The sequence below is a fragment of the Gilliamella sp. X-23 genome, from assembly GCF_057063545.1.
This window is the reverse complement of sequence record NZ_JBXSQG010000006.1, coordinates 129,209-142,140: the sequence shown is the minus strand read 5'-3', so window position 1 is coordinate 142,140 and position 12,932 is coordinate 129,209. Positions and strand designations below refer to the sequence as shown.

The window sequence follows — 12,932 nt, the reverse complement described above, 5'->3', positions numbered from 1 at the left end:
ATGGTGTAATAGTTTGGGTTATCGATTGTCTAAGGTAAGTGATTTAACCAATGCGAAGTGTGTCGTTAATACTTACTTTCCATGTGTAAATGGCGTAGATGGCGCAGTACCTAGTTCATCTGTTAATTATTACAAGCGTCACATAGGAGCTGGGTTTTTAACGGAGTGGGGCAACTTGTTCGGCTACTTTGCGAACTTCGACATAAACTTCTATTGGACGAGCGGCGCCTTTGGTAGCGACCAGTTCGTTGTCTACGCGGTCGACGGCCGCGTCACCAGCGACAGTGCTTCCGCCGGCAGATATCCTGCTGTTTGCACCACACCTTAGTTCTTAGCGTTTAGTCCTTAATCCTTAGGGGCGGGGGGGCGGTTATGGTGCCTGAGAGGACAATATAAAAAAGAATAAAGCCCCCCGTAAGTTGGGGCATATTCCCTTAGGGTTGCGCTGTTGCGGTTTAAATTTGTGGTCTATTTATAGTACGGCAAGGTTTCGGACGTTTTGACCTTTGGTAAATAAAATAGCTACAGTGACCACGTCCGAGCAAAGGGAATTAAAGCGAATTCCCTTTGCAATCCCACGCTTTGGCTACAGAATGTGGCCTGCGGCACTACTCGTATCATCCTGATACTCGCCTCTACGAGGCCATCTTCGCTGTGCTCAGGTGTTCAAATTTGTTCCAGACAAATTTGTCCGACGCCGGCGCTCGGTTTTAACGCACCGTTTGTGGACGCGCTCCAAGCGCACCACAAACTCGCCAAACATCCCTGTTTGGCGTGCTAACCTCGCTCTGTTGTCGGCACATTCTGACGCCGGAATAAGACAGACAACATAATCTTAGGTGTTTTTTGATGAGTTACTTTTGTGTTAAAAAGCAATGCAATTACATCTAAAAAGTGGTCAGGAAAGGCATTGATTTTATTGAAGTTTTTATTTTGTGTTTTCAAAGAAAATCAACCGCTTACAAAACCTAAGCAAAGTGCCGACATACAACAAATCAACAAAACCACGAATAGCGCCCCAATAACAGCAATTTAACCGCTCCAAACCCTTTTTTTAACGATAATTTAAAATAAAATCAATTAGTTAATGGTTTTTAAAGATGAAGTTGTTGTTTATTACACCAAGTACAAACGTTACTTTACCGTCTATATTGTCAACTGATAGCCTTGGTATTGGTTGTGAGCCAGTGCGACTTAATTCAATGTCTTTTAACTTATATGGATACGGTAAATATTTTTTACCTTATCATTTTATTGATGGTAAATTTTCAGTGGCAAATGACGCCCACCCGTCAGGCGAAATATTATGAGCATGAAATCTCAGCACTTCATCAAGCCCCAATTTTGTGTCTTCCACTTCTATTAGTTGTATAAGTTGTTTACCCTCAATGGCTTGTAAATCTAGTGTTATTGGCATAATTTTATCCAGACGTAATACATAAATATTGGCTAGAAAAGAAAGAAATAGATGAGCGTGCTAACAGGTGTACCAAACGAAGTTGTTGATATGGTTTTTGATAATAATTATTCTCCAGCACAAGCATGGCGTGAGTATTTAAAATTATCCCAAGTTGAAGTTGCGAATAAAATAGGTATTAGCCAATCAGCTTATTCTCAATAGGAAAAAAGCCAAAAGTTAAGAAAAGCAACTTGGATTAAAATTGCCAAGCACTACAAATCAAGCCTGAGTTACTAGATTTTTAATAAAAACTCTCTAAGGGGGGATTGAATTGCTTTGGTGGTTAATAATAAATTAACTAAATTTAAATAAGCCCTTTCGGGCTTTATTTTAGTAGTGATGAGAATGCTTATTTTATTCGGGTACAAATCACTTCTGTTTTGGTTCTAAGATCAATAACATTATTATTGTTACTATTAATTTTGTTTATTTCATTCAAAATTGTGAAATTAAAAGTGTCGCTATTAACAATTTTTGTTGTTGTTTTTGTGTTAATCTTGGCGTTTTCTGTAACTTCATTTTTATTAGTGTCCATTTTATTTGGGTCAATCAAGATTTTTGTTCCATCCTCATTTATTTGATAAAGTTCATTATCTAACATTTTAAATGTCATTGTTTTTTCTGACGACGACACTGAATCACCAAAATCTTCATTAGCGTCACTGTTTTCCTTTTCATACTCATTACCGACACAATGCCAATTACCTAAAAGATACTCTTTTGTAATTTTATTTTCTCCACAGCCGAATAAAGCAAGACTAACTAAACTTATTATCAATATTCTTTTCATACCATCTCCTTAATTTTTTGATAATAGTATGAAATTTGTTAGCCAAGTGCAATAAAAAAAACGCCAGAAAGGTATTTAATTTAAATAAAATCAATTTTATAACTATAAAAACATAATATCTTCCAAAAACGATGGTTATATTGTTTGTCTTATTCCGGCGTCAGAATGTGCCGACAACAGAGCGAGGTTAGCACGCCAAACAAGGATGTTTGGCGAGTTTGTGCCGCGTCAGGAACGCGTCACAAACGGTGCGTTAAGACCGAGCGATGGCGGAGGGTAGCCGAAGGCCACATTCTGCAGCCAAGCGCGGGATTGCTAAGGGAATTCGCTCTAATTCCCTTAGCTCGGACGTGGTCACGATAGCTATTTTGTTCACCCAAGGTTAAAACGTCCGAAACCACCGTACCCAATTTATTCTATTCACCAAAATAAAAAAGACCTGATTTTCCGCTAAAAATTGGTCAGAAAAGGTATTTATTATATTGAGACAAAAACCAAGTGATCGCAATTAAATCGGCCGAACCACCGGGGCTTAAATTGCGTTTTATTAATTCGGTATCAAGTTGATACAAATTTTCCCGTACTTTGGGATTGATTATGCCACCTTGTTTGATGAGTTTTTTCGCTTGTTCTTGCACAAAAGCCAAGCCATCAAGGCCACCTCGTGAAACCAGATTAGTATCTTGATTAAAAGCAAGTAAATATAACATCGCCTGTAATAAGCAAGTTTCTTCATCATAGCCACTGTTTTGCATTTTTTGATAGATAGGTAGTGAAATGTTTCGAACTGTTGCATAACCTGATTCAGCTTCGCCACGTGCGCCAGATAAGTGATGACGTTTAAATAGCTTTTCGCCTATCGAATTAGCTTGGTTATTTTGCTGTAGTTCGCTTTGAACTATACCTTGGCAAATTGCTGAAACTTGCTTACAGATGTTTTGTGCATGGGTGGGTAAGCCGAGTTGTTCTAATCGGCCAATTGCACCCAATAGTAATCCAAAAGCAAATATGCCTCCTTTATGGGTGTTGACTTGGTTGGTGGCTTGGAACATGGCTTGTTCACACTCAATACCAATCGGTCTAATTCCCGCTAAAAATAGTTTGTTATCGTGTAAAGCGGATGCTTTGCCATATTGATAAAAACGTTCAAACCAGTTGCTAATAGCGCTGATGCTGTGGACAAAGGTTTGAAAATTCATGTCGCGGTGGGCACCACTGTTATTCATGTCAACTAATCCGGGCTTAGGTGATAGGCAAATTTCTTTAATTAATGCTTGGGTTGCTAATTGTGCAGGTAAGCATTGATTGGGATCATTATTGAGTTTTAATTCTAATAATGCGATTTGTTGATAATAATTGTTCATTATTATTAATTACCTATTGGGGATGATAATTATCATGTTGTGTGATGCTAGTGTGTCATAAACCAATCTTGCGATTGAAATTGATTGGTTTATGACAATAATTAATAATCGCTATGTGTAGATACCGCGAGTACTTCCCGATTACCGCTGTGGCTTGGGGCGCTAATAATGCCTTCTACTTCCATCTGTTCCACAATGCGGGCAGCTCGGTTATAGCCAATTCTAAATTTGCGTTGTACGCTAGAAATTGACGCTCTTCTTGTTTCAACAACAAAAGCGACAACTTGATCAAATAATGGATCGAGCTCTTCACTCAACATATCTGCGTTACCGTTTTCACTTTCGTCGGTTGCTACAGTGACATTTTCGATATATTTTGGTGTGCCACGTGCTTTCCAATCTTGTACAACGGCGTGCACTTCTTCATCACGGACAAAGGCACCGTGAACGCGAATTGGAATGGAGCTATTAGGGGCTAAATAAAGCATATCCCCCATACCAAGTAGTGATTCAGCACCCATTTGATCTAAAATAGTACGCGAGTCAATTTTACTTGATACTGTAAAGGCAATGCGTGTTGGAATATTCGCTTTGATTAAGCCGGTAATAACATCAACCGATGGGCGTTGGGTTGCTAGTACCAAGTGAATACCAGCCGCCCGTGCTTTTTGCGCAAGCCGTGCAATTAACTCTTCTACTTTTTTACCAACGGCCATAATAAGGTCAGCAAACTCATCAACCATAACCACAATGTACGGTAATTTCTCTAGTGTCGGCATGTTAAGATCCATGCTATCGGTTGGTTTCCAAAGCGGATCGGGAATAGGCCTGCCCATTTGTTCTGCCAGTTTGATTTTTTCGTTATAACCGGCAATATTACGGACACCTAACGCCGACATGAGTCGATAGCGTCGTTCCATTTCGTTAACACACCAATTAAGCGCATTGGCAGCATCTTTCATATCGGTTACCACTTGGGTTAATAAGTGTGGTATCCCTTCATAAATAGATAGCTCAAGCATTTTCGGGTCGATCATAATGAACCTGACATCTTCAGGCTGTGATTTATACAAAATACTTAAAATCATTGCATTAACGCCGACTGATTTACCTGAACCTGTCGTACCAGCAACTAATAGATGTGGCATTTTTGCCAAATCAGCAACCACTGATTGCCCAGCGATATCTTTCCCTAATACTATCGTTAGTGGTGATTGCGCATCTTTAAACTGTGGACTATCTAAGACTTCCCTAAAATAAACTGTTTGGCGGTTCTTATTAGGTAATTCAATACCAACATAAGGCTTACCTGGAATGACTTCGACTACACGTACTGATGGCATGGATAGTGAACGCGCTAAATCACGGTCTAGCGTTGAAATTCGTGCCGCTTTAATACCCGGTGCCAGTTCAATTTCAAAACGAGTAATTACAGGCCCCGGTAAATAATCAACTACTTTAGCTTTAACGCGGTAATCCGATAAACTTTTTTCTATTAGTTCAGACATGGCATTTAAAGCAGCATGATCGACTTCGATTCGCGCTGTTGGTGGCGCAGTTAATAAGTTTAGTGACGGCAAAGGTGTAGTTGGTTTTGGTAATGGTTTATCATTTCGTCGTAATAATGGATGAATTAAACTTTCTTCGTCGCTTTCGTTGGAATGGTAGTGTTGTACATCTTCAATACGATCTTCTTCAGGATAGATATCGTCAATGATTGGATTGGCTTTTTTTAGCGCTTCGGTATCAATATATTCCAGTTGTTTGGCTTCTGATTCTGCTTTTACTTCTGTGTCAGCTTCTGTATCTGCGATGTCTGCTATGCTAACAATATTTGCTTGGTCAGTATTAACCTCTGGTTCTTGGATAAATGGTTGCTTAGATTCAATTATTTCAACCTTTGCTACGTCTATAGCAGGTTCAATGTGTGTTTGTTCATGAGTGAATTTAATTTCAGGCTCATTATGTACCGAAGTAAATAAGGGTTTACTTGGAGCATCAGAAATAGTGTATTTGTCTGGCTCTTCAAATGATAATTTTTCTGCTGATTTTTGCGTTTGTATTACCTGTTTTATTTGCTCCATTGATGAAGACAATGCTTGTTCTTGATCGGGTGTAGCTTTGGCCGCATTTATGTTTTGAATAATCGATTCAAGGCGAGATAAAATTTCGTCTGGATTGAGTTCTTTTCTTGGCGGATTGTCAATTGTTTGCGAGGTTATGGTTGACGGTGGTAATTGAGCTTCTTCGTGCGATGCTCCTATTAATTCCGCAGTAGTTTTGATTGAAATTTCTTCATGGCCAGTTGATTCGGTAGTATTTGATGACTGCTCTTGTGATGCTTCATTGCTTGGGATAGTAGTTGATGTTTGAATAATATGAGGATTATCATTTTTTGTTTCAAACGGTATTGTAAATTGAGGTGATTTTGTTTCCTCATCAGACTGTACTATTGTTTTTTCATGAAGTGAATCAGGTCGTTCATATTTATTTGTTGGGCGAGATTTAATTAACCATCTAATCGGTAACAGTAGAAGCATGACAAAAGCACCTAGTTTTTCGGTTAGATTGAGCCATGATAATCCAGTTAATAACGTGACACAAGCTAGGCAAGTACCAAGAAGAATGAATGATAAAGCAACGTTATTTATAATGGGTAAAAGGCTTTCAATGACTATCGCACCCAGATAACCACCCGCTTCAAACTGTTCAGAATCACGAATATTTAAAGCAAAAAATCCTGTAGCACTAAATATAAACGCTAAAACTCCAATAATCCGAAATGAAAGGCTAAAGTAGTTAATAGGCTCATTAGCATGCTTATAAAAATAGATGATTGACTGTAAACAAATAAAAATAGTAATGAAAGGTAGGCTGTAAGCGATAAAACCTAAAAATTGAAAAAGAATATCACAGGTATATGCCCCAATATAGCCGCCAAAATTACTAATAGGATCGTGCCAAGCAGTACGAGACCAACCAGGATCGGACGGATCGTAACTGTACTGTGATAAAAATAAACAAACAGCTAACCCGATTATTGTAAATAGAATAAATTGAGTTGTAATTTGTTTTCTTGTAATTTTGGGCTTTTTCAAACACGTACCTAAACATTGTCGCTATTAAAATTGTGGGCATTTTATCATAAATTGCACTCTCTCAAAGAGCGAATAAAAGATAAAACCGCATTTATTATTATCAATAGTGTCGTTATGGATTAACTGGGGTTAGATTTTGGTTAAATCGTTTTCCATTTTGTACATAATGTTGTGCATTTTTTATATTGCCGTTGATTTCTGCTTCGGTCAATTTGCGGATAATTTTCGCTGGTGATCCCATAATTAGACATCCTTCTTCATAAGGGAGTGAATGGGTAACTAGTGAGTTAGCCCCTACTAAGCAGTTTTTTGCGATTTTGGCGTTATTGAGAATTGTACTGCCCATGCCAATTAACACATTATCTTCAATCGTACAGCTATGAAGAATGACGTTGTGACCGATAGTGACGTTTTCGCCAACAATGCAAGGGATGTCGGTTTCAAGGTGTATTGTGCAGTTATCTTGTACGTTACTATTTTTTCCGATGTTGATCGGTGCAATATCACCACGTAAAACAGCATTAAACCAGATAGAGACACCTTCTTGTAAAACAACGTCACCAATGATATCAGCAGATTTTGCAATAAAACAATTTTGATGAATTTGTGGATGTAAATTACCTAGTTTATAAATCATTATTATTACCTTTTAGTATTTTTGATCCTTAAAAATAATCCAACAGAAAGAAAATTACATAACACCATAGAGCCAACCATTAGCCATTCTGTTGTATTATCGATCGTTATGGTTGTAGCGGTATGCGTTGCTACCAATGTTGATAATAATATACCTAATGCACCAGCGACAGCAAATCGAATTGTACCAGCAAGAGAAGACGCCGTGCCGGCAATATGGGGGTAAAAGTCTAAAATGATTGCCATGCTATTGCCACCAATGGTTGACATACAACCGATATAACCAGCAACACAAGCAACAAGATAGGCAAACCCCAAATTAAAGAATGTGACGATCATCAGTCCTATAGCCATAATAAATTGGAGCGACAGGCCTAAGCGCATCATTTTAATAGAGCCAACATGTTTTACAAATCGACTATTTAATGTATTCATTAGGACCATAACTATGATATTGAACGCAAAGTAGTAACCAAAGTTAATTGATGCAACACCATGCAGATTCATATAAACAAAAGGCCCTAAGCTTAAAAATGAAAACAATCCTGCACCAGAAAACGCACCTATCATCATATAAGTTAACACTTGTCTATGGCGAAATAGTGTTATGAAATTACTTAATATACGCATTAAACTGAATTTATTGCGTTTTGCTTTGGCTAGTGTTTCAGGAATCAAAGTAATGACTAGAACAAAGCAGGTCAAAGCAATCACGCTGATAGTGTAGAAATTGGCTTGCCAATTAAACCAATATAAAATAAATCCACCAATAATTGGCGCTAATAATGGTGCAACATTAGATATCAGCATCACAAATGACATCATTTTAGAAAATTCATCTCGATCTCGATAAATATCTTTCATTAGCGCATTAATCACAATTGTTGTTGCTGCTGCCGCAATGCCATGAAAAAAGCGAGCAGTAATTAATTGATTAATATTGACTGCAATACCACAGCTTAACGCTGCAACTATAAAAATAATTAGCCCAAAAATTAATATGTTGCGTCGCCCATAGCTATCAGTGAGTGGCCCAAATAAAAGTTGTCCAACAGAAAATCCTAATAAATAGCAGCTAATGGTTAGCTGTACAGCCGAATCAGCTACATGAAAATCACGAGCGATAGTTGGCATACTTGGTAAATACATATCTATGGATAAAGGCATTAACATAGAGAGTAATCCAAGAATAAAAATCAGTACTTTTTTAGAAATTTTAAGATTAACTAAAGTATTTTGAGTTGGCACGTCGTACTTCCTTTAAATTTTATTCAAAATGCACATAACAAAATGCGCGACAATCAATGACACAAAATTATTTAAAAAATCTTTAATTATCTAAATGAAAAGTTGTGGTTTAGATCTCTGTAAATTGTACCTATCAATTAAACGAGTTGATTTCATCTTGCGTAAGTGGTCGATATCCCCCTTCAGGTATATCAAGGATTACTTTGCCTATCTGTTTGCGATGCAACGCAACAACATGATTATTGACTGCAGCAAACATGCGTTTAACTTGATGATATCGCCCTTCACTAATGGTTAATTCAGCATGAAAATCATCAATAATATGTAATTTAGCGGGTTTAGTGAGTGATTTCTCACTTTTTAATTGAATGCCATTTTTAAATATATCAATCAGTTCAATGCCTAATGGTTGTTCAACCGTGACGGCATAGACTTTTTCACAATGATGTTTAGGTGAGGTAATTCGGTGTGACCATTTACCATCGTCAGTCAGCAATACCAGCCCAGTCGTATCAAGATCAAGCCTGCCAGCTGCATGCAATTTTTCAGGCATCGGCTCATCAATAAAATAAAGAATAGTGGGATGGTCGGGATCATCGGTTGAACAAACATAGCCTTGAGGCTTATTGAGCATGAAATAGCGTTGGCTGGTAACTTGTTCGATTTGATAACCATCATAATGAACAATCTGTTTTGGCGATAATTGATAAGCGCCTGATTTTATAATCTCACCATCAACAGTTACTTTTTTCGCTTTGAGTTCTTTGGTGACAATTGTGCGACTGGCGCCTAAGTGATGAGCAAGAAATTTATCTAATCGCATAATTTAAAACGTGTTCCTGTGTTACTTTAAAGGTGTATATATATCAAAACGGTGATTTTTAGTTTTTATTTCAGCCGTTGGTTTTTGATTAGCTAAAAACGGTGCATAATCGGGTCTTTTGACCACAACCCGTTTTTGGGCTAATTTTCTTGCTGGCTCTAATAAGCTATCTGCATCATTATCACTACCAACCAGTTGTTGAAAAATGCGCATCTCTTTTTTGACAAGTGCACTTTTTTGACGATGTGGAAACATGGGATCGAGATAAATCACATCGGGTTTTTCAGGGTAAGTACTTAATCCCTCAATGCTTGAATGATAAATTAAACGTAAATGCTGCTTAAGCCAACTACCAATGTGGGGATCTTGATAGGCACGCTGTAAACCATCTTCTAATAATGCAGCAACGACAGGGTGCCGCTCAAACATAGTGACATGACAACCGATAGATGCTAAAACAAAGGCATCTCGACCAAGCCCAGCTGTGGTATCAACAACGGTAGGTAAATACTCACCTTTTACCCCGACTGCTTTAGCAATTGCTTCACCACGACCACCACCAAATTGACGACGATGAGCCATTGCCCCTGAAACGAAATTAACACATATCGAACCTAATTTGGGTTCGTCCGTCTTTTGTAACTCAAGTTGATTGTTTTGGGTAATCAGAGTGAACGGTAAATCGGCATGTGCCGATAACCACTGCTCAGCTAATAATTTTAGCTGAGCTAAGTTAGGACTAGTGGATACCATAATGACGAAGTAATGCTTCAAGTTGAGGTTCGCGGCCTCGGAAATTTTTAAATAGTGTCATTGGTTCATCGCTACCGCCTTGCGATAAGATGTTATCAAGAAAGGCATTACCGGTTTTAGCGTTGAAGATACCTTCTTCTTCAAAACGTGAAAATGCATCAGCAGATAATACTTCTGCCCATAAATAGCTGTAATAACCTGCAGCATAACCACCAGCAAATATATGACTAAATGCATGCGGGAATCGACCCCATTCAACAGTAGGCACAACAGCGACTTGCTTTCTTACTTCGGCTAATGTGTTTAAAATATCTGGATCTTTTTGTGTATGTAATTTAAAGTCAAAAAGGCCAAATTCCAATTGACGTAAAATAAATAGCGCGGCTTGATAGTTTTTAGCATCTAGCATTTTTTCTAACATTTCTGCTGGCAGTGGTTCGCCAGTTTGATAATGTCCTGATATAAATGCAAGCGCTTCGGGTTGCCAACACCAGTTTTCTAAGAATTGACTAGGTAATTCAACCGCATCCCAAGGTACACCATTAATACCTGCGACAGATGAAGTATCAATTTCGGTTAACATGTGGTGTAAACCATGACCAAACTCATGAAATAGGGTGGTGACTTCATCGTGCGTAAATAGCGCTGGTTTGTCGCCAACCGGGCGATTAAAGTTACAGGTTAAATAGGCAACCGGTTTTTGTACATGTCCGTCAGCAAAACGCATACGACCAATACAATCATCCATCCAAGCGCCACCACGCTTGTGCTCGCGTGCATATAAATCAAGATAGAAGCTACCTTTTAATTCACCGTTAGCGGCAAACAGATCATAAAATTTTACTTCAGGATCCCAAACTTCAACGCCTTGTCGTTCTTTGGCTGTAATACCAAAGATGCGGTGTACTACCTCAAATAAACCACTAATTACTCTTTGCTGTGGAAAATAAGGACGCAACTCTTCATCGTTAATGCTGTATAAATATTGCTTTTGTTTTTCACTATAATAAGCCACATCCCATGGTTTGATATCACTAGCACCAAAAAACTCATAAGCATAACGTTTAAGTTCAGCTAGCTCTTTTTCGCCTTGAGGTTTAGCTTTAATTGCTAAATCATTTAAAAATTCGATGACTTGCGAGGTAGATTGAGCCATTTTTGTTGCAAGTGATTTATCAGCATAAGTATTGAAGCCTAGTAATTGTGCAAGTTCATGACGTAGCATTAAGATTTGTTTGATGATCTCTGTATTATCCCACTTACCAGCATGAGGGCCTTGATCTGATGCACGAGTCGTATAGGCTTGATAAAGTTCAAATCGTAAATCACGGTTATCACAATAAGTCATAACAGGAAGGTAACTTGGCATATCTAAAGTCAGTAACCAACCCTCTTCGCCTTTTATTTTGGCTTGTTCTTGAGCAGCAGTAAGCGCACTTTCAGGCATGCCAGAAAGTTCTTTGATATCAGTAATTAGTTTTGACCACCCCATGGTCGCATCAAGTACATTATTGCTATATTTTGAGGATAATTCTGATAATTTTGCGACAATTTCACCGTAGCGTTTTTGTTTATCATCAGGTAAACCAATTCCAGATAATTCAAAATCACGTAATGCATTATCAATAACTTTTTTCTGTGCTTTGCTTAATGTTGCGTATTGTTCGCTTTCTTTGAGTTGTTTATAGGCTTGATATAAAGGTTTATGTTGTCCAACCCATGTGCTGTATTCAGATAATAATGGCAGACAAGCTTCATAAGCTTCGCGTAGTTCTGGGCTATTTTTAACTGAATTAAGATGGCTAACTGGCGACCAAGCTCGACCAAATTTTTCGTCTACTTCATCAATTGGTTGGATTAAGTTATCCCAAGTGTATTGGCTATTTTGTTTTAGTACTGTTTCAATTGTATTTCTGCAGTTTTTTAAAGTTTCTTGTATAGCAGGCAAAACATGCTCGGGCTTAATTTGTGAAAAGAGTGGTAATGGTGCATCTGTTAATAATGGATTAGTCATGTAGCGATACCTTTATACACATGGGTTGTCTATTGATAGAACATAATATGGTGGCAAATTCAGTTAATTCAAGAGAATGTCATGCTTGGGAAGCATTATAATCCCATCAATTTGCGTTCGCGCTGCCATTCAGTAGGGGTATAAGTTTTTATAGAAAGAGCATGAATACGGTTGTCATGGATGAATTCTGCCAAAGGGGCATAAATTGCTTGTTGTTTTTTTACGCGACTTAAATCGGCAAATAATTCACCGACAGCAATAACTTGAAAATGACTACCATCGTCGGTTAGGACATGTACATCATCAAGCTCAAGCGAACTTTTTAATTTATCTATAATTTCTTGTTTATTCATTAGTAATACTCATCATTAATATAAATTTAAAGACTATTTTTTGTTAAAAGGCTTTGGTAATTCTGCGTTGTAGTGCCGTTTTTTAGCTTGGTATTTCAGTACAAAACCTAATCTATTTTAAATGTTGATTACAGGTTGTAAATCATACAAGGTAATGAGCGTTTGCAATTGAGGGTTAATACCTTTGAGTTTGACATGATATTTATTGCAAAAGTAAATTAACGTCGCGAGCCCTGAAGAGTCAACCCGAGTAAGTTGCTCTACATCAATGCATTTTATACCATTTAAAATAGAGTCTTGTGTTGACCATAAGTCGTTTAAGGAGTGAACATCAAGTTCACCCTGTAAACATAATATATCTTGTTGTTTTTCTGTTTTGATTCGCGACATTATC

General features: G+C 37.8%; 13 protein-coding genes and 1 pseudogene. 2 read left to right on the top strand and 12 right to left on the bottom strand.

All coding sequences use genetic code 11. The annotated features are described in order from the left end of the window. On the top strand, positions 1-328 hold a 328-nt coding region (locus ACYH9I_RS06070; RefSeq protein WP_483559668.1), incomplete at its 5' end, for a hypothetical protein. Positions 329-1,084: 756 nt separating this feature from the next. Here the strand turns inward: ACYH9I_RS06070 and ACYH9I_RS06065 are convergent. Next, positions 1,085-1,231, bottom strand: a pseudogene (locus ACYH9I_RS06065) (hypothetical protein); the annotation flags it as partial. A 15-nt stretch (positions 1,232-1,246) separates the two neighbouring features. Then, entirely contained in the window at positions 1,247-1,417 is a 171-nt protein-coding gene (locus tag ACYH9I_RS06060; RefSeq protein WP_483559667.1) for a hypothetical protein, read from the bottom strand. Positions 1,418-1,468: 51 nt separating this feature from the next. Here ACYH9I_RS06060 and ACYH9I_RS06055 point away from each other — a divergent pair, with 51 nt between their 5' ends. After that, positions 1,469-1,621 (top strand): helix-turn-helix domain-containing protein, encoded by a 153-nt coding sequence (locus ACYH9I_RS06055; protein WP_483559665.1) that lies wholly within the window; start codon positions 1,469-1,471, stop codon positions 1,619-1,621. A gap of 187 nt (positions 1,622-1,808) precedes the next feature. Here the strand turns inward: ACYH9I_RS06055 and ACYH9I_RS06050 are convergent, their stop codons facing one another. The 10 genes from ACYH9I_RS06050 to ACYH9I_RS06005 form a co-directional block, all read right to left on the bottom strand. Further along, positions 1,809-2,249 (bottom strand): hypothetical protein, encoded by a 441-nt coding sequence (locus tag ACYH9I_RS06050; protein ID WP_483559663.1) that lies wholly within the window; start codon positions 2,247-2,249, stop codon positions 1,809-1,811. A 461-nt stretch (positions 2,250-2,710) separates the two neighbouring features. Continuing rightward, the gene (gene citG / locus ACYH9I_RS06045; RefSeq protein WP_483559661.1) at positions 2,711-3,613 is read right to left on the bottom strand and encodes a triphosphoribosyl-dephospho-CoA synthase CitG; all 903 of its coding nucleotides are present in this window, start codon (positions 3,611-3,613) and stop codon (positions 2,711-2,713) included. Positions 3,614-3,714: 101 nt separating this feature from the next. Next, on the bottom strand, positions 3,715-6,711 hold the full coding sequence (locus ACYH9I_RS06040) for a DNA translocase FtsK 4TM domain-containing protein (RefSeq protein ID WP_483559659.1): 2,997 nt from the start codon (positions 6,709-6,711) through the stop codon (positions 3,715-3,717). A 112-nt stretch (positions 6,712-6,823) separates the two neighbouring features. Beyond that, positions 6,824-7,348 (bottom strand): gamma carbonic anhydrase family protein, encoded by a 525-nt coding sequence (locus tag ACYH9I_RS06035; protein WP_483559657.1) that lies wholly within the window; start codon positions 7,346-7,348, stop codon positions 6,824-6,826. A gap of 5 nt (positions 7,349-7,353) precedes the next feature. After that, positions 7,354-8,595, bottom strand: a complete 1,242-nt coding sequence (locus ACYH9I_RS06030; protein ID WP_483559655.1) for a Bcr/CflA family multidrug efflux MFS transporter — start codon at positions 8,593-8,595, stop codon at positions 7,354-7,356. A gap of 133 nt (positions 8,596-8,728) precedes the next feature. Next, positions 8,729-9,418, bottom strand: a complete 690-nt coding sequence (gene rsuA / locus ACYH9I_RS06025; protein WP_483559653.1) for a 16S rRNA pseudouridine(516) synthase RsuA — start codon at positions 9,416-9,418, stop codon at positions 8,729-8,731. Between the two features lie 21 nt (positions 9,419-9,439). Beyond that, entirely contained in the window at positions 9,440-10,171 is a 732-nt protein-coding gene (locus ACYH9I_RS06020) for a class I SAM-dependent methyltransferase (RefSeq protein WP_483559651.1), read from the bottom strand. After that, entirely contained in the window at positions 10,158-12,185 is a 2,028-nt protein-coding gene (gene prlC / locus ACYH9I_RS06015; protein WP_483559649.1) for an oligopeptidase A, read from the bottom strand. Before prlC ends, ACYH9I_RS06020 begins: the two co-directional genes overlap by 14 nt. Positions 12,186-12,280: 95 nt before the next feature. Continuing rightward, entirely contained in the window at positions 12,281-12,538 is a 258-nt protein-coding gene (locus ACYH9I_RS06010; protein ID WP_091346317.1) for a BolA family protein, read from the bottom strand. A 117-nt stretch (positions 12,539-12,655) separates the two neighbouring features. Then, positions 12,656-12,928, bottom strand: a complete 273-nt coding sequence (locus ACYH9I_RS06005; RefSeq protein ID WP_483559647.1) for an STAS domain-containing protein — start codon at positions 12,926-12,928, stop codon at positions 12,656-12,658. Between the last annotated feature and the right edge of the window lie 4 nt (positions 12,929-12,932).